We start from the raw sequence: 17,667 nt of genomic DNA on the forward strand, positions 1-17,667 counted from the left end.
GACGAACGTCAGGGCGCGCAAAAAAAACTTCCGTATGCTGTTTGGAACCAACGCTCCAAGAATCCAGGAGATCGCACGGAACGACCCGCAAAGATTGGTTGCCCGCCTAGAGCGAGCAAAAGCGACAGACATGTTGCAAAGCTACCATTCAACGCAAAGGACTCAAACCATGGCCGGCAATCGCGTTCTGACATTTCAGGGGCCCATGAAGCTCGAGGTCAAAACCATTGACTATCCGAAGCTCGAGGATCCGCACGGCAGAAAGATCGAACACGGCGTGATCGTCAAGCTGGTGTCGACCAATATCTGCGGAAGCGACCAGCACATCTATCACGGTCGCTTTGAGGCCCCGAAAGGCATGGTCATGGGCCATGAGAATACCGGTGAAGTCGTCGAGGTCGGCCGCGACGTGGAACTCATCAAGAAAGGAGACCTGGTATCAGTTCCCTTCAACGTCTCCTGCGGCCGCTGCCGCAATTGCAAGGAGCGGCATACCGATGTTTGTGAAAATGCGTACGTCAACGACATCGTCGATTGCGGCGCCTATGGGTTCAATCTCGGCGGTTGGCAAGGCGGACAGGCCGATTACATGCTGGTCCCCTATGCCGACTGGAATTTGCTGAGATTCCCCGACAGAGACCAAGCGATGGCGAAGATCCTGGATCTCACTTTGCTCTCCGACATCCTGCCGACCGGATATCATGGCTGCATTGAGGCCGGCGTTAGGACCGGCTCGACAGTCTACATCGCGGGTGCCGGGCCGGTCGGCCGTTGTGCGGCTGCCAGCGCCCGTCTTCTCGGAGCGTCGTGCATCATCGTAGCGGACAGGTTCCGGGAGCGGCTGAACCTCGTGAAGGAATGCGGATACGAGACCGTCGACACCACCAGCGCCACGCCGGTTCCCGATCAGATCGAGGCGATCCTCGGGGAGCGTGAAGTTGATGCGGGCGTCGACTGCGTCGGCCTGGAAGCTCACGGTTACGGCGAGGAAGACCGGGACGAGCACTCGGAAGCCATCATCAATGTCTTGTTCGACATCGTCCGCGCCGGCGGCGCGATGGGTATCCCGGGCATTTATACCAATTTGGATCCCGGCGCACCGAAGACCGCTATGGCGAAGAAAGGCGAGCTTCCGCTCGCCTTCAGCAAGGCCTGGATCAAGTCACCGAAACTCACCGGCGGCCAAGCGCCGGTGATGCACTACAATCGCGATCTCATGATGGCGATCCTGTGGGACCGCATGCCCTATCTGCGCAAAGTGGCAAACACCAAGATTATTTCGCTGGAAGACGCTCCGGCGGCCTACAAGACCTTCAGCGACGGTTCGCCCAAGAAGTTCGTCATCGATCCGCACAACATGCTGAAAAAGGCTGCCTGAACGCGCGCCGAGCGCTACGCCTCTGCACAATGGGAGTTGGGATCATGGCAAGTGAGACACTCGATGGCCTGAAGGTTGCGATTCTGATCGCGGATGGATTCGAGCAAGTCGAAATGGTGGAGCCGCGCAAGGCGCTCGACCAAGCCGGCGCCAAAACCAGCATCGTGTCGCCGAAAGACCAGCGGATCCGTGCTTGGAAGTTCACGGAGTGGGGCGACGAGTTCCCGGTAGACGTTCCCCTCAATCAAGCCAAGCAGAGGACTTCGGCGCGCTGTTGCTGCCGGGTGGTGTCATCAATCCCGACGCGCTTCGCATCGAGCCTACGGCGGTTGCCTTCGCAAAAGCCTTCTTCGATGCCGGCAAACCGGTCGCCTCGATCTGCCACGGGCCATGGACCATTATCGAGACCGGCGCAGCACGGGGGCGCCGCATGACATCGTGGCCTTCACTCAGGACCGACCTGAAAAATGCCGGCGCGGATTGGGTGGATCAGGAAGCGGTTGTGGACCGAGGCCTGGTCACGAGCCGCAAGCCCGATGATATCCCGACGGCATTCAACAAAGAGATGATCAAGCTCTTTCCGAAGCGCGAGGACGCCGTCATGCTGCTTGACGCCACACGCAGCGAGCTGATTGGCCTCGCGCGCCGGCGTTTTGGTTCCGTCCGACGCGCGGTCGCGGTGATTGGCCAGGGGAGCTGGTATCTTCGCGATTCCTAAGGCGTTCACCGCCGTCCGTGTTGACGAGAATGCCGAAGCAGCCGTTGTGCATCTGTCGGATGTCGAGATTGATCGGATCGATGCCGCGTTTCCCCGAGATCCGCGTCAGCGTGGGTTGCCGATGCTCTAGACCCTGCCGACAGGCGGCACCGCACTGAAAGAAAGAAGCTATGGTCACCGCAGCACTGTTTGTTCGTGTCGAGGCAAAGCCCGGAAGTGAAGCCGCCGTCGAGAAGTTCCTGAAGAGCGGGCTGCCGATTATTGAAAACGAGCCGGCAACCATCGCCTGGTTCGGGCTACGGCTAGGACCGTCAACCTTCGGTATCTTCGATGCCTTTCCGAACGACGCTGGACGCAACGCCCACCTTTCGGGGAAAGTGGCAGCGGCGCTGATGTCAGATGAGACTGCCGCGCTCCTGACAAGGCCACCGACGCTCGAAAAGATCGACGTACTCGCCGCCAAGCTTCCCGGAACGGAGGTGGATGATACCGGGCCAACGGGCTATGCCGACGCACCCGATTTTCCAGCTCTTCGCGATGGCTTGTATGCCGGCAGCCTATGACATGGCGCGCGACCGGGGCCGAGCTACAAGGGCTTGGCTTTCGAGAGCTTTAATCTTCGGAACGTTTGCGCTTTTGGCGCTGCTCTTTCTAGGCCGCGTTCGAACGTCAGCATCCCACTGAGGTGGCCTTGCGGGGGGCCAACCGCTCCGCTGGGCTCACGGCCGGCCCTATGCCCGTGTCCGCCCAAGTCCGCTCTGGGTCGAGCGCAATTAGGCAGCGATCGCATCAGAACCAGCGTTCGGATACTTTCTACCGATTTGGTGCTCCAGTGCATCGCGATCCACAATCCGGACTGTTCGAATCCCAATCAGAGCAATTATACCGCGCTGCTGCAGATCTGAAAACGCGCGACACACAGTCTCTACGGACACAGCGAGGTACTCGGCGAGATCATACCGCGTGATCGGAACCCGTATGTCTCCCCGCTGGTCTCCGTAGCGCTTTTCAAGTAGCAGCAGGAACGCACTCACCTTGTCCGCCGTCGTGACACCCCCGAGGACTACGAGCTGCTGTCGGGTCCGTTCTAACGATTGAAAGGTGATCTCTCTCAGTTCTCTCGCGAACTGGCGATCGCGCTCGCCGAGATTCTCGAGCCGCGCTCCGGAATAGCCCGCGAGCACGGTCTCTTCCGTCATGGCCTCGATCGTTTCCTCTCTCTGGATGTTTCCGACAAAGAAGAAATCCCGTAGCAGCATCAGGTCCAGGATCTGCCGCCGTCCATCGGTGCGGATAGTCGACCATCGTACGGCGCCGGCAATCACGTAGTACCAATGTCCAGTGGCGCCGTCGTCTTCCGGAACCTGCTGGTCGCGGTTCAATTTGACAATTGCCTCCGACCCATCGAGCCGCTTCAGCGCGTGCGGCTGTGCGGCGAGCATTTTTCGATAATAGTCCGCTGGGTGGATTATCGGCTTCATTCCCTGTCCTTCCTTCTTCAGCGCACTCTCGGCGGGAGGAACGATCCGCTCACAGGCAATCAACTATCAGCAATACAACGGCGTAAACCTGGGAAATTTTCATACGTAAAAACACGTAACGGCGCTTGAGCCATATCGAGGGGAGACTTACGGCGCTCGAACGTTGATTGCAATTCACTACCAACGACATTTCATTGCGCAGCCGGAGCCGGCATGTTCCGGCAGATGCACGAGGCGCTATTCCACAATCAGCACCTCCCGGACGCGTCGATGCCGCAAATGCGCAGCCATGACGGTTGGGCAGTCAAGGCATTCAGCCGCGGTGTCGATTAAGCGATCTGCGAATTGACAATGGTCAGCGCACTCCTGGTTCAAAGGGGGTACTCGCTAACCCACTGACAGTCACAGGAGAGAGACATGGAAGCAACCATCCCCCGTCCCCTTTCGAAACTCATCATCAGCACGGCCACGTCGTCATGCCGGCGGAACGCGGCGAAGTGGACACGATTTTCTGGCCTCGCGGCGCTGGCCGGACTCTTGGCTGTCCTCAGCAGCAATCCCGCACTACCTCAGGCCGGCGTAGCGCTGGTCAAGGTTGACTTGAGCGTCGTCGCTCAGGGCTATCGCATGAGCAAGCTGATTGGCAGCAGCGTCATCAACGACAAGAACGAGAAGATCGGAAGTCTGGACGACGTGATTGCCAGCAAGGATAAGAAGCAGCTCGACTTCGGGGTCCTGCAGGTCGGCGGCTTTCTCGGCGTCGGGGGCCACCTCGTAGCCGTCCCGTTTGATAGCCTCGTCATCGATGATACCGGCAACAAGATCACTCTTCCTGGCGCGTCCAAGGAAGAGCTGAAGAAGCTATCGGAATTCCACTACCGATCCTCTTGACGGCCGCATCATATGTCGATGCCAAGATCAACCGACGCGATCCTGGACCGTACCCGCACTCGCGAAGTGACCGGCGTCTTTCACTCGCGACGTACGCTCGATGACGCGGCCCAGGATCTTCTTCTGTCGGGATTCGATCGCTCGGACATCGACATCAGCGCGTCTCCCGACGAAGTGCAGCGACGGCTGAATTACGCTGTGATTCCTCCGGCCGATCTCGCCGACATGCCGACCACGCCGAGACAGCCCTTCTTCGGCGACGACGATTTGCTTGGCGCCGAAGCCGTCGCCAGCAGCGTTCTCGGCTGCATCGCGGCGGTTGGCTCCGCTCTTTTCCTGATCCTCAAAGGATATGACGCTCTGGCCGTCGCGATGTGGTCAATTCTTATCGGGGTCTTTACGGGTGCCGTCATCATAGTGCCCATATACCGACTACTGCGCCGCGAGCGCGCCAGAGGCTTGGAGCCGGTAGCAGAATGGGATGGCCTCTTGATCTGGGTTCGAGTTCGCGCACCTGAGAAGGAAGCTCAGGCCCAGGAGATTCTGATGCGGCATGGCGGGCAGGCCGTGCACGTTCATGAAATCGATCTGGAAAAGCGGCCGGAAGATCTGCCGCTGCACTCACTTCGTCCGGATCCCTGGCTGGGTGACGAACGCCTCGGGCGACCGTAACGAGGCCGCGACAAATGCTGCGCCCGCGTCATTTCTCCCAGCCGTTCTCACTCCTTCCACAAAGATCATCTTTGGCGATCTTCACTCAGTTCGGCTTCACAAGCTCAAGCGAGAAACTTGAGACGGAAGTTGACGGTCGTCATGGCTCGCTTGCTCGCCACGCGTAAATTGCCCCCTACCGGCGATGACGGAGCCGCGCCGATAATGCCACTCGCAAATGCCAGGAGCCAATCATGAAGTCAGACCCAATCATGAAGTCAGACAGTGAGATCGAACGTGATGTCCGTGACGAACTGAAATGGGATCCTGACCTCGATGCCAGCGACATTGCCGTTTCGGTCAAGGACGGCGTTGTCACGCTTGCAGGTTTCACGCACCGCTACGCCGATCGACTTGAGGCCGAGTCCGCGGCGAAGCGCGTAGCGGGTGTTCGCGCCATAGCCAATGACATCGAGGTTCGGCTGCCATCGATCGATCAGCGCCCGGATCCTGATATCGCACGCGAAGCGGTCGCGACGCTTATCTCGGAGCTTCCGATCTCTCACGACAAGATCAAGGCAACCGTCAGGGACGGCTGGATCACGCTCGAAGGTTCCGCCGAATGGCAATATCAAAGAACCGCAGCTGAGAACGCGGTTCGCAAGGTCAAAGGCGTCAAGGGCGTCATCAACGTGATCCTGGTCAAGCCGAAAGTCCAGCCCTCCGAGCTCAAGCAGAAGATTCAGGACGCCTTCAAGCGAAACGCGGAAGTCGACGCCAACCGGATCCAGGTCGAGGCTAACGGCAGCGAAGTGGTCCTTAAGGGCACGGTACGCTCCTGGATCGAACGCGAGGAGGCCGAGCGCGTCGCCTGGTCGGCGCCCGGCGTGAGCAGGGTCGACGATCGCATCGTTGTGAGCCCCTAGAACCGAGAGTTGCATCGCAAGGTAAAAAAGGAGAATCCAATGAGGTTACGATCACTCGTCCCGTCTCGTGATGCAGGAATGCTGATGCGGCCCGACTTCGGCCTGTTCGGCCTGCACCGGGAAATCGACCGCCTGTTCAGCGAGTTCTCGCAGGGCTTGGGCCCCAACGGACAGCAGCTCGTGCCGAACATTGAGATCGCGGAAACAGACAAAGCGATCGAAGTCACCGCCGAAATGCCGGGCCTCGAGCGCAAGGACGTCGACATTTCCCTCGAGGATGACACGCTTACTATTCGCGGCGAGAAGAAGGTGGAGCAGGGCACGGACGGCGGCAAGAACGACAAGAATGTCCAGCACAGCGAACGCAGCTACGGCGTGTTTCTTCGCGTGCTGCAGCTGCCGCCCGGGATCGATCCCTCCTCCGTCCAGGCGACGATGACCAACGGCGTCCTGAAGATCACGATTCCAAAGCCCGCAAAGCCGGAACCGAAGAAGATCGAAGTCAAGGAAGCTGCTTGACCGTCGGCGCGGCGAGACGCCCGAGCCGTTTGTCTCCTCACAGCCCAGCTCGGTGCGTCTCGCCTCTTATCGCGAATAGGGCGAGACACCCACAGACTTTAGGACGGCCGCAGCTGTCCCAGGATTCAAACCCGAAGGAACCTGATCATGGCAAAAGCAATCGGCATCGATCTCGGAACCACCAACTCTTGCGTTGCTGTAATGGAAGGCAGCAAAGCCAGGGTCATTGAGAATGCCGAAGGCGGGCGCACCACGCCGTCCATGGTTGCCTTCACGGACGACGGCGAAGTCCTGGTCGGGCAGCCGGCCAAGCGGCAAAGCATCACCAACCCCGAGAATACGATCTATGCCATCAAGCGACTGATCGGCCGGCGTTACGACGACCCGATCACAGCAAAAGACAAGACCATGGTGCCCTATCACATCGTGTCGGGCGACAACGGCGACGCCTGGGTCGACGTCCGGGGTAAGAAGTACAGTCCGAGCCAGATCAGCGCGTTCATCCTCACCAAGATGAAGGAAACCGCTGAAGCCACGCTTGGCAGCGCCGTCACACAGGCAGTCATCACCGTACCCGCCTATTTCAACGACGCGCAACGCCAGGCAACCAAGGACGCCGGCCGGATCGCCGGATTGGAAGTCCTGCGCATCATCAATGAGCCGACTGCGGCCGCCCTGGCCTACGGCCTCGACAAGAGAGGCAGCGGCAAGATCGTGGTCTATGACCTCGGTGGCGGCACGTTCGATGTCTCGATCCTGGAGGTCGGCGACGGCGTGTTCGAGGTGAAATCGACCAATGGCGACACCTTTCTCGGTGGAGAGGATTTCGACAAGCGAATCATTGACTATCTGGCGGACGAGTTTCGCAAGGAAAACGGAATCGACCTCCGCAAAGATCGCCTTGCCCTGCAACGGCTCAAGGATGCCGCCGAGAAGGCCAAGATCGAACTCTCCAGCGCCACCCAGACCGACGTCAATCTGCCCTTCATCACCGCAGATCAGGCCGGACCGAAACATCTCAACATCAAGCTGTCGCGCGCCAAGCTTGAGGCGCTCGTCGACGATCTGATCCAGCGCACCATCGATCCCTGCAAGGCAGCGTTGAAGGACGCCGGCCTGCAGCCATCGGACATCAACGAAGTCGTGCTGGTCGGCGGCCAGACCCGCATGCCAAAGGTTCAGGAGACCGTGCAGAAGCTTTTCGGACGCGAACCTCACAAGGGCGTCAATCCCGATGAAGTGGTCGCGGTCGGTGCCGCGATCCAGGCCGGCGTGCTCCAAGGCGATGTCAAGGACGTCCTGCTCCTCGACGTGACACCCTTGTCGTTGGGCATCGAGACGCTTGGCGGCGTCATGACGAAGCTGATCGATCGCAACACCACCATCCCGACCAAGAAGAGCCAGGTGTTCTCGACAGCGGAGGACAATCAAACCGCGGTCACGATCCGGGTCTTCCAGGGTGAACGCGAGATGGCAACGGACAACAAGCTGCTCGGACAGTTCGATCTAGTCGGGATCCCGCCGGCGCCGCGGGGCGTACCGCAGATCGAGGTGACCTTCGATATTGATGCCAATGGCATCGTCAACGTATCGGCCAAGGACAAGGCGAGTGGCAAGGAGCAGAGTATCCGGATCCAGGCGTCCGGCGGTCTGACCGAAGCAGACATCCAGCGGATGGTCAGGGAGGCCGAAGCCCATGCCGACGAGGACAAGCGGCGCAAGGAGCTCATCGAAACCCGCAACCAGGCCGACGCGGTGATCTACAGCACCGAGAAGGCCCTGAAGGACTCCGAAGGAAAGATCCCTGCCGACGTCAAGAGGGAGATCGAGCAGGCGATCGCCGAGGCAAAGCAACGGCTGAGCGCAGAGGACGTGACAGCAATCCAGCAGGCAACCCAGCGGCTGCAGCAGTCGGCATCCAAGATCGGCGAAGCCTTGAACCGAGCGGCGTCCCAAGGCGGCGCTCCCAGCGGCGGACAGGCGGGATCGTCTGGCAGCGGTGAGGACGTCGTCGACGCGGAATTCGAAGAAGTCGACCCCGGCGATCGGAAGGCTTCTTGAAGCCCCAATCCGGCCGAACGCAAAAGATGGAGCACGACATGGCTACCAACACCATGGATGATGGGCTCGGCGAGCTTCCCGCGGGTGAGCACAAGGAAAGCGACCAGCCGCAGGACACGACCGCCGAGCGCGACCGCCTGATGCGCGCACTTGCGGACGCCGAGAACACGAGGCGCATCGCCGAGCGTCGGGTCCAAGACGCGCGGCAATATGCGATCGCCGACTTTGCCCGCGAACTGCTACAGGTGACGGATAATCTGCGACGAGCCATCGACGCCGGCTCGCCGGACCAGGGAGCTAAGGACGACGACGGCCTGCTGGCCGGAGTCGTCGCCACCGATCGTATCCTGACACAGATCCTGAAACGCTTCGGTGTCGAAGAAATCGACGCTCTGAATCGGCCATTCGACCCGATGAAGCACGAAGCAGTAATGGAAACCGATCGGTCCGATCAGTCTCCCGGGAACGTCGCGGACGTTTTGGAGAATGGCTACATGCTTCACGACCGTCTCTTGCGGCCGGCCCGGGTCGTTGTAGCCAAACCGCCTAGACCACAATCGTCGCCACCCCCGCAACAATGAACGGCGGTCCGCTCGGTCCGGCCGACGCGAAAACAGGAGCTGGTGTTGGCTGCAGACCCATATGCAACGCTGGGCGTAAAGCGAGACGCGACACAGGCCGACATTCAAAAGGCCTACCGGCGGCTCGCGAAGAAGCTGCATCCTGATCTCAATCCCGGCAACAAGGCGGCAGAGGACAAATTCAAGGAGCTATCTGCCGCCTACATGCTTCTGAGCGATCCGGAAAAGCGCGCCCGTTTCGACCGCGGTGAGATCGATGCATCAGGCACCGAGCAGCAGCCCCGGCGATACTACCGGGATTTCGCCGATCGTGAAGGCTCGTCGGGCTACACCAGTGCGGCCGGCTTTGCCGATTTCAGTGACTTCGCCGGCAGCAATGATATTCTCTCCGAGATCTTTGGACGTGCCGGCCGCACCACCCGGCGCGGACGCGGGGCTGACGTCCGATATCATCTTGAGCTCAACTTTCTCGACGCCGTCAACGGCGGCAAGCAATCCATTGTTCTGCCGGACGGGACTACGCTCGAGGTCAACATCCCTCCCGGCACCCGCGACGGCCAGATTCTGCGCCTGAAGGAGAAGGGTCGTCGGGGAGCCGGAGACAGTCCGCCAGGCGACGCCCTGATCGAGATCAGCGTCCTGCCACATCCCTACTTCGTCCGCAAAGGCGACGACATTCATCTGGACCTGCCGATCTCACTGAAAGAAGGCGTGCTGGGCGCGAAACTCAAGGTACCAACCGTGAGCGGCGCTGTCGCGGTCTCTGTGCCAAAATGGTCAAGCTCTGGCCGGGTTCTTCGGATCAAAGGACGCGGCGTGCCGCGCGCCGATGGCGGCAGCGGGGACCAGTACGTCACGCTGAAACTGGTTCTGCCGAAAAAGCCAGATTCGGATCTCGAACGCTTTGTGAGTGAGTGGCAGCCTTCTGATAGCCCAAGACAGTCGATGCGAGTGTGACAATGCAGCTCCAGGAATTCGCCGATCGATCTCACCTCGATTCCTCCACGATTGAAGCGTGGTTGAATGCGGAATGGCTGGTAGCGCATCGACCAGGGCTTCAGTTTTCCGAGCAGGATCTCGCCCGTGCGCACCTCATTCAGGATCTCAAGGGCGACCTGGGTGTCAACGACGACGGTATTGCGCTGGTCCTGTATTTGCTGGATCAATTATATGGGCTGCGTTGCCTGCTTCGAGACATCCAGGCGATGCGGATCACAGCTTCTGAACGCCCGCATTGATGCGTTTGCGATTGATCGGCTATCATGAGCTTGCGCGTTCGGGCTTCGCTGATCTCTTTGAAGGCCACGGATCATGCAGTCACTTCTCTCGACACTTCACGACGCAGTCCGCGGATGCTTGGCCAAAAGTGCTTCGAAGGCTGATGGATGAGGCGAGCGTGGCGGGTGCGGCGCTGATTGTCACGAACAAGACGACGGGTACGGTCGACGAAGCCGTCTTTTGCGGTCTCAGTGCCGAATTCAAATCCCGCTACGTCGAGCACTACGCCGCGCTCGATCCATACTCGCCACTTCTGGATGCACGCTGGATCATGCTCTCCACATGTCTTCCAGAGGCACTGTTGCGGAGAAGCGAGTGGTACAATGAGTTTGTGCTGAGCTGCGGCGTTCGGGACATCCTCGGAACGCGGCTCACGGACACTGCGGGTCATTCCGTCATCCTTGGCGTACACCAGCGGATCGGACGTCATTTTTCTCAAGATGTCGAGCCCCTGATCGCCGCGATCACGGAACCCCTGAGGTATGCGGCGCGCTGCCATCTCGATCGCCTGAACGGGGAACAGCAAGTTGGGACTCCGCAAAAGACGAAACCCGCAGAAGAGGGCCGCTTCTTCTTTCATATTGAGAACGGAGTGAACTATCCTGACGAATGCGGTGGCGTTTTCCTCTCGCCCGGCGACGCTGCGGAACGTGGACTGACCATCGCTCGTGAGCTGGCGCAGGATGGCGACTGGTCTGGCTTTTCTGTCGTTGTCACCGATGAACGGGGACGAACGATCACGCGCGTACCAATAGAATCTTGACCGCAAGCTGAGCATCGCATTCGAAGCAAACAGGAAACACTTATGAAACGCTGACAGGCGTCATGTCGAGGAAATGACCCGGCCAGCGTTTGTTGAAATGAGCTTCATTGACCGCGCTGGCGCCCCGCAAGATCAGATCTCGCGTCTGTGACACCCTTCCTGCACTGCTGCCGGTCATTCTCCCTGATCGTGGGGGAGCCGGCGAACCATGTTGCCATCTCAAGCCTCCTCCTCCACGTCGATGGTCTCTGTCGCCTGCGCGACCGCACCTCCATTCTTGAAGGTTAGAGCATTGACGATTGTCAGCGCGATATACCGATTCTCCGTTATATTGTGGTGTAGAGATCGAAAGGTCTCGGACGCTTACTTACCGAAGGCTTGAATCAGTTAACTCCTTCGACTTGAGGCCATATGGTCACCGCTACCACGCACAGCCGCCTGCTCCACGCGGTCCAAAACGGGGATGCGACCCCCCTCTTCCAAGAATGCCGGCTCGGGCCGTTCAACCTGCCCCATCGAGTGGTCATGGCGCCATTGACCCGTTCAAGAGCACGACAGCCCGGCAATGTGCCGTCTCAACTCGCGGCCTGTTATTATGCGCAACGTGCGTCTGCCGCCCTGATCATAAGCGAGGCTACTCAGATCTCGATGCAGGGCCAGGGTTATGCATGGACGCCAGGTATCCATAGCCGCGAACAGGTAGAAGCCTGGCGGCAGGTCACGAAGGCTGTGCACGAGGCTGATGGACTGATCTTCAACCAACTTTGGCACGTCGGTCGCATTTCACATCCGGCCCTGCAGCCGGACAACATGCTACCCGTAGCGCCCTCGGCGATCACGCCCGCGGGCAAAGCCTTCATCGAAAACGAGCGTGGCGAGGGAGAACTGGTTCCATTTGTGCGTCCACGCGCGCTGGCTTTTGAGGAGATGCCATACCTTATCAAACAGTATGAGCGCGCTGCGAGGAATGCGGAGGCCGCCGGGTTCGACGGCATCGAGATTCATGCGGCCAACGGCTACCTGATCGATCAGTTCATCGAGAGCAGCACCAACCAACGCAGCGACGCCTACGGCGGCACAGTTCAAAATCGGGTGCGGCTTCTGCTTGAAATCACGGAAGCCCTGATTCCCATTCTCGGGGCGGACAGGATCGGCGTCCGGCTCTCACCTCTTGGCAAGATGAACGACATCAGCGACGACGATCCGGAATCGACGTTCGGTTACCTCGCCGAGCAGCTCTCCGGCTATGGTTTGGCCTATCTTCACATCGTCAATCCGGCGCTCGAGCAGATGCAGAATGGCGAGAAGCCGGAGCCGTACGCCCTCAATATGGCCCGACTGATTCGGAACAAGTATCAGGGAACACTCATCGTTGCCGGAGGCTTCAACGCCGATAGCGCCACGCAATGGCTGCGAGATGGCCAAGCCGACTTGATCGCCTTCGGCCGCAAGTTCATCGCCAATCCCGACCTGCCCGAACGACTGCGCGTCGATGCACCACTGAATGTGGACGACCCGACGACATACTATGGTGGCGGCGAGAAAGGTTACACGGACTATCCTTCACTGGAACAGGACCGCGGCGAAAAGGCGAAGGCCTGTGTCGACCAGCGTTGGCGATGATGCAGCAGAGGAGCCTGTCCGCATGAGAATATTGATCGTCCTCACGTCGCACAGCCAGCTCGGAAACACCGGAAAGAAGACCGGCTTCTGGTTTGAGGAGTTCGCTGCACCATACTACATTTTCAGGAACTCCGGGGCCGAGCTGACGCTTGCGTCTCCTAATGGCGGCTTGCCTCCGGTTGATCCCAGGAGTGAACGACCCGAGATGCAGACCGAGGCGGCCATTCGGTTCCTGGCAGATCGTTACGCACAGGCCGAGCTCGCGAATACCAGAACATTGTCGAGCATTTCAGTCAGCGATTATGATGCTGTCTTCTATCCTGGCGGTCATGGTCTGTTGTGGGATCTGGCCAATGACCCGCATTCGATCACAATGATCGAGACCTTATTTTACACGGGGCGTCCCGTCGCACTGGTCTGCCACGGGGCCGGCGCCTTGCGCTACACCAGGGCCGCGAATGGGCGGCCCCTCGTGGCCGGCAAATCTGTCACCGGCTTTTCCAACGCCGAGGAGGCCGCGATGGAGCTGACTGAGGTCGTTCCCTTCCTGGTCGAGGACATCCTGAGGAATAACGGCGGCAACTATTCCAAGCACGACAAGTGGCAGCCTTACGCCGTATCTGATGGCGACCTCATCACAGGACAGAATCCCGCGTCGTCGGACGCCGTGGCCAACGCGCTGGTCGAACGGTTGCGAATTAGTCGCGCCAGCGGCAAGCGAGCTCATGGTGGGCCCAGGTAACACTGAGCTCTTCCGGTCGCTCCGCCATCCGGTCCGGATCGTCAGCGATCCCTCCTTCCGCGACTTCTTCTTCCGCGATTTCTCCTTATCCATTGACGGGTATCATGGTCGCAATTTGCGCATTGTAAAAGAATACCAAGAGTTCAAACAGGGCGCGAGCACCATCGATGGGCAGAAGCTTCAGGTCATATCATTGTCCGGAATGCGCGAAGATGCTGTGCATGCTTCGCAAGCGAGCCGCCGATGCCAAGCGCATAGGCGTCACTTGCAGTGATCCGATGCAGCGGCGGGATATTTCGAATCTCCTTAACAGCGAATTGCAGCCGCCACGTGAGCTCCCTTGGACACCGACCGAGAGCGGGAGATCACAATAATCAGCGTGCCATTTATCGAAACCTCAGTCAGATACGCCTCAATGCGCCAGATACACGCAGCCATGGACCATTTCCATCGCGGCGATTTCGAGTGCGCCGCGACCTTGGCCGCCGCTGCCTACGGAATGCTGCCGGCTATCGACAATGCCGCCCTGCCCGCGTCGGAAGCCCGTTCAGCGCGCGTCGAGAGCGTTGGTCACTGGCTCGCGCATGGCACGATCCTCGATCGGACCGGCAATAGTCGGCGGAAAGAGAGTATCGTTATACGAACGGCGGAGGTAGGGATTGCGATCCATGTGGCGATCACGAGGTTTGACATCGTTTTCCCGGACCAGAAAACGCCTCAGATGATCAGCTTCAGGCGCGCGATCAATTCTGCAACAAGCTAGAGCACTTGTGACGACGTAGCTGCGCGCCCGAGCACGATGAGAAGGCGCGTCATCTAGGCCGGCTCTCGAATCAGTTCTGACGCCGCTGGCCGAACAATTGCAGCAGCATCATAAAGAGATTTATGAAGTCGAGGTAGAGCGCCAGCGCCCCCAGCACGGCCTTCTTGCCGGCCAACTCCTCCATGTCCGATTCCAGATACATGGCTTTGATGCGTTGCGTATCGTAGGCGGTAAGTCCCACAAACAGGAACACACCGACGATCGAGATCACGAACTGGACGGTGTCTGACCTGACGAAGATGTTCACTAGTGAGGCGATCACAATGCCGATCAGTCCCATGGACAGAAAGGACCCAAACTTTGAGAGATCGGCACCGGTTGTAAACCCGTAGAAGCTCATTGCGTCATAGGTTGCGGCCGTGATCAAGAAGACGCGCGCAATCGAACTCCCGGTGAAGACCAGGAAGATGCCGCCCAGCGACAGCCCCATGACGGCGGCGTAGAGCCAGAACAACAGGATCGCGGTGCCGGCGCTGATGCGTTCAAGCCCGAAGCTTAGAACGAGCACAAAGCCGAGGGGCGCCAGCATGACAATCCAGAGCAGCGGTGTTCCGGCGATCGCCTGATAGAAGCCGGAAGCAGCGGCAGCATAGGCGACGAGGGCGGTCAACATCAGCCCCGCTGACATATAGCCATAGATGCGTTGCATGTGCTGACGGAGACCGGCTTCGATCCGGGCTTCCGGTGCCGTGCCAAACGTTGATCGTTGTTCATTGGGGGCATAGCCGCTCATCGCTCGCTCCTGCAAGTTCGTTTCAATGCTGTGGGCGCGATCACGTATGTCGCCTCGGTCATCTTGCTTCTGACGGTTCCGCTCAGCGGGCGCAGAGGTCAAGGTGGGCTGGCTCCTTCCTCTTTCACGCTATGTGCCGCCGTCAGCCAGTTCTGCCACATCGCCGGATCGACCGGAGAGCCATCGGCCCATTTCAAACCTGCGAGCAAAAATGCGACCTCCTCCTGAGGTTTGTCCATGCGACGCCAGACGGTCTCCACGAAGATCCTCATCGCATCGTAAGCCTCAATCAGGGTGATTGTGTCGTTAGCCTGCATGGTCGTTAGCCCATATGCCCTTCCACCTTATTCGCCAGAGGCCCGGTTGACGTTGACGTCTGTCATGGCGCAAGCACACGACACACGGACCCCTTGCGCCGATATGATTTGCGCGACACCCTTTGCCTACAATTCATGAGGCTGCCGGCGCGGCAGAAGGCGCATGCTGGCGCAACCAGTGGCGCAAGGCCTCGACGCCCACTGCGCCGGCGCGTTGAGCGACGACGTTACCTCTGTGGAATAGCACCAGGGTCGGAATGCTTTGAATGTGGTAGCGGGCCGACAGCTCCGCTTCCGCCTCGGTGTCAACCTTCAGGAAGCGAAGCTCGGGTTCGAACTCGCCGGCGGCGCGCTCGAAGGCCGGCGCCATCGCTTTGCAAGGCCCGCACCATGCCGCCCAAAAATCGACCACAACCGGAATATCGTTGCGCTGGATATTAGTGGCGAAGCTGCGGGCGGAAACCGGCATCGGATGTCCCGTAAAGAGGTGCTGTCGACAGTGTCCGCATTTCGCTTGGCGCGCATCCCTCCGGGCCGGGATGCGGTTAGTGCTCGTGCAATGCGGGCAAACGATGTGGCGGTCCTCATCGCTCATGGCTCAATGTCTCCTGAATCAGTGAGATGCCAGAGGTTGCTTGCGATCCGGCGGCGGAAAGGTTTCATCGAGTTCGGCCAGATCCTGAGGCGTCAGCCGAACGTCGAGCGCACCGCGGTTCTCGCGCACATGCTCCGGCTTGCCTGATTGCGGTATCGCACATACGCCATCCTGGCGCAGCACCCAGGCCAGCGCCACTTGTGCCGCTGTCGCGCCGAGACGCGCTGCAATCGCCTTGACCGTGACGTGATGCAACACACGACCCTGCTCGATCGGCGAATAGGCCATGATCGGCAGGCCGCTGCGCTGGCACAACGGCATGAGATCGAACTCGATGCCGCGGCGCGCGAGATTGTAGAGCACCTGATCGGTCGCGACGTTTGCACCATTGGGCAAGTCGACGAGTTCCTGTATGTCGGCGAAGTCGAAATTGCTGACGCCCCAATTTCGGATCTTACCCGCACCCACCAGGGTTTCGAAGGCATCGACGGTCTCTTCCAGCGGAACCGACCCCCGCCAATGCAGCAGATAGAGGTCGATCTCATCCACCCCAAGCCGAGCCAGACTCCGGTTGCAGGCCGCCATCGTGCCATGCTGCGTGGCGTTCTGAGGCAGCACCTTGCTCACCAGAAAAATCTGATCACGCCGTCCCTTGATCGCCTCGCCGACGACACGCTCGGCACCACCGCGGCATACATTTCGGCCGTATCGATCAGGCTCATGCCGAGGTCGATGCCGAGACGTAGCGCCTTGATCTCCTCCGTTCGATTCAGCGGATTCTCGGCCATGTGCCAAGTCCCTTGGCCGAGCCGCGGAATATGTTCACCTGAAGGAAGCACGACTGTCCGGGTGGTCTCCATCAGAGTCATATGGGGCACTCCCTGGTCTTTCACATTTTAACGCATGACCCTGCCGAGATCGATAAACGAGATCACCGCCAGATGAACCCGATATCGGTGTGCGAACTCCGGCAGGATTGGGTGCGACAGGCTACAGCAGCAGTTCGAAGATCCGCGAGGCGAGTTCCCAGTGTTTGGTCTGCGGATTTTTCAAATCCGGCTCGATAATCTTCAATGCGCGTGCGACCGCGACGCCAAGTCCCCCGGCAAGGTCCGGCAGCATTGCTTCGGTCTCGTCGCTATAGCTGAATTGCAGCGGCGGCCGATGAGCAAGACGGTCGAGAATCGGCGCCAGCTCTATCGTTTCATCCATTTTCCTGAATTGCTCGATGCATTCCTGCAGCCCGGCCGTGATCGGGAGATTCCAGGGCTCGATCAGGACGCCGCCGCCAGCTTTGGCGTCGGCCTCGGCGCGCATTAGCAGCCGATAAATCCTGTGATCGATGAACTCCTCGTAGCGCTTAAGGTCAGCCTTGTCCAAGTTGAGACCAGCCGCCTCGCGAAATAGTCGCTGGAACTGCCGCACGCCCTCTGGGCGCGGCGGCGGCGACTTGTCAGGAGGAAGTTGCGCGATCATCAGGCACGTTTGCCATTTTTCGCCGCCAGCCGCATTGACAGGCGTCATATGCGCGGAGTCCTTTCGTCTCGGGCCGCTTAGTGACCGTCAACGCTGCTACGCCATAGACAT

The 17,667-nt window shown here is 59.5% G+C and carries 18 protein-coding genes and 3 pseudogenes; 15 read left to right on the forward strand and 6 right to left on the reverse strand.

The window, feature by feature from the left end:
• Positions 1-169: 169 nt before the first annotated feature.
• From OWC48_RS19355 to OWC48_RS19365, 3 genes and pseudogenes are all read left to right on the forward strand, one after another.
• Positions 170-1,378, forward strand: a complete 1,209-nt coding sequence (locus OWC48_RS19355; protein WP_282521391.1) for an alcohol dehydrogenase catalytic domain-containing protein — start codon at positions 170-172, stop codon at positions 1,376-1,378.
• Positions 1,379-1,422: 44 nt separating this feature from the next.
• Positions 1,423-1,990 (forward strand): annotated as a pseudogene (locus OWC48_RS19360) (type 1 glutamine amidotransferase domain-containing protein).
• A gap of 276 nt (positions 1,991-2,266) precedes the next feature.
• A pseudogene (locus OWC48_RS19365) lies at positions 2,267-2,566 on the forward strand (putative quinol monooxygenase); the annotation flags it as partial.
• A 303-nt stretch (positions 2,567-2,869) separates the two neighbouring features.
• Here the strand turns inward: OWC48_RS19365 and OWC48_RS19370 are convergent.
• Positions 2,870-3,577, reverse strand: a complete 708-nt coding sequence (locus OWC48_RS19370) for a helix-turn-helix domain-containing protein (protein WP_282521392.1) — start codon at positions 3,575-3,577, stop codon at positions 2,870-2,872.
• 417 nt (positions 3,578-3,994) lie between these two features.
• Here OWC48_RS19370 and OWC48_RS19375 point away from each other — a divergent pair, with 417 nt between their 5' ends.
• From OWC48_RS19375 to OWC48_RS19430, 12 genes are all read left to right on the forward strand, one after another.
• A complete protein-coding gene (locus OWC48_RS19375; protein ID WP_282521393.1) occupies positions 3,995-4,468 on the forward strand; it encodes a PRC-barrel domain-containing protein in 474 nt (157 codons plus the stop codon).
• Positions 4,469-4,486: 18 nt separating this feature from the next.
• Positions 4,487-5,140, forward strand: coding sequence for a GlsB/YeaQ/YmgE family stress response membrane protein (locus OWC48_RS19380; protein WP_282521394.1), 654 nt, complete (start codon positions 4,487-4,489; stop codon positions 5,138-5,140).
• Positions 5,141-5,391: 251 nt separating this feature from the next.
• Positions 5,392-6,045: a BON domain-containing protein gene (locus OWC48_RS19385; RefSeq protein WP_282521584.1), complete on the forward strand. Its 654-nt coding sequence runs from the start codon at positions 5,392-5,394 to the stop codon at positions 6,043-6,045.
• Positions 6,046-6,084: 39 nt separating this feature from the next.
• Complete coding sequence (locus OWC48_RS19390) at positions 6,085-6,564, forward strand: Hsp20/alpha crystallin family protein (RefSeq protein ID WP_249155431.1); 480 nt, start codon at positions 6,085-6,087, stop codon at positions 6,562-6,564.
• A gap of 147 nt (positions 6,565-6,711) precedes the next feature.
• A complete protein-coding gene (gene dnaK / locus OWC48_RS19395) occupies positions 6,712-8,625 on the forward strand; it encodes a molecular chaperone DnaK (protein WP_282521395.1) in 1,914 nt (637 codons plus the stop codon).
• A gap of 38 nt (positions 8,626-8,663) precedes the next feature.
• On the forward strand, positions 8,664-9,206 hold the full coding sequence (locus OWC48_RS19400; protein ID WP_282521396.1) for a nucleotide exchange factor GrpE: 543 nt from the start codon (positions 8,664-8,666) through the stop codon (positions 9,204-9,206).
• 45 nt (positions 9,207-9,251) lie between these two features.
• Positions 9,252-10,163, forward strand: a complete 912-nt coding sequence (locus tag OWC48_RS19405) for a J domain-containing protein (protein ID WP_282521397.1) — start codon at positions 9,252-9,254, stop codon at positions 10,161-10,163.
• A 2-nt stretch (positions 10,164-10,165) separates the two neighbouring features.
• Positions 10,166-10,444 carry a MerR family transcriptional regulator gene (locus OWC48_RS19410; protein ID WP_282521398.1) on the forward strand — a complete coding sequence of 93 codons (279 nt, stop codon included), beginning with the start codon at positions 10,166-10,168 and terminating at the stop codon, positions 10,442-10,444.
• A gap of 143 nt (positions 10,445-10,587) precedes the next feature.
• Positions 10,588-11,247, forward strand: a complete 660-nt coding sequence (locus OWC48_RS19415) for a DUF6894 family protein (protein ID WP_282521399.1) — start codon at positions 10,588-10,590, stop codon at positions 11,245-11,247.
• 411 nt (positions 11,248-11,658) lie between these two features.
• Positions 11,659-12,870, forward strand: coding sequence for an alkene reductase (locus OWC48_RS19420; protein ID WP_282521400.1), 1,212 nt, complete (start codon positions 11,659-11,661; stop codon positions 12,868-12,870).
• A 22-nt stretch (positions 12,871-12,892) separates the two neighbouring features.
• Positions 12,893-13,612, forward strand: coding sequence for a type 1 glutamine amidotransferase domain-containing protein (locus tag OWC48_RS19425; RefSeq protein ID WP_282521585.1), 720 nt, complete (start codon positions 12,893-12,895; stop codon positions 13,610-13,612).
• Between the two features lie 340 nt (positions 13,613-13,952).
• A complete protein-coding gene (locus OWC48_RS19430; RefSeq protein ID WP_282521401.1) occupies positions 13,953-14,375 on the forward strand; it encodes a hypothetical protein in 423 nt (140 codons plus the stop codon).
• Positions 14,376-14,445: 70 nt separating this feature from the next.
• Here OWC48_RS19430 and OWC48_RS19435 read toward each other — a convergent pair whose 3' ends face one another.
• The 5 genes and pseudogenes from OWC48_RS19435 to OWC48_RS19455 all read right to left on the reverse strand — a co-directional run bounded on the left by OWC48_RS19435 (position 14,446) and on the right by OWC48_RS19455 (position 17,604).
• Positions 14,446-15,168, reverse strand: a complete 723-nt coding sequence (locus OWC48_RS19435; RefSeq protein ID WP_282521402.1) for a Bax inhibitor-1/YccA family protein — start codon at positions 15,166-15,168, stop codon at positions 14,446-14,448.
• Between the two features lie 98 nt (positions 15,169-15,266).
• The gene (locus OWC48_RS19440; RefSeq protein ID WP_282521403.1) at positions 15,267-15,485 is read right to left on the reverse strand and encodes a hypothetical protein; all 219 of its coding nucleotides are present in this window, start codon (positions 15,483-15,485) and stop codon (positions 15,267-15,269) included.
• A gap of 133 nt (positions 15,486-15,618) precedes the next feature.
• Positions 15,619-16,080, reverse strand: a complete 462-nt coding sequence (trxC, locus tag OWC48_RS19445; protein WP_282521404.1) for a thioredoxin TrxC — start codon at positions 16,078-16,080, stop codon at positions 15,619-15,621.
• A gap of 18 nt (positions 16,081-16,098) precedes the next feature.
• Positions 16,099-16,943: pseudogene (locus OWC48_RS19450) on the reverse strand (aldo/keto reductase).
• Between the two features lie 127 nt (positions 16,944-17,070).
• Entirely contained in the window at positions 17,071-17,604 is a 534-nt protein-coding gene (locus tag OWC48_RS19455) for a DUF1931 family protein (protein ID WP_282521405.1), read from the reverse strand.
• Positions 17,605-17,667 lie beyond the last annotated feature (63 nt).

It is taken from the genome of Bradyrhizobium sp. Arg816 (genome assembly GCF_029989365.1).
Classification (GTDB): Bacteria; Pseudomonadota; Alphaproteobacteria; order Rhizobiales; family Xanthobacteraceae; genus Bradyrhizobium.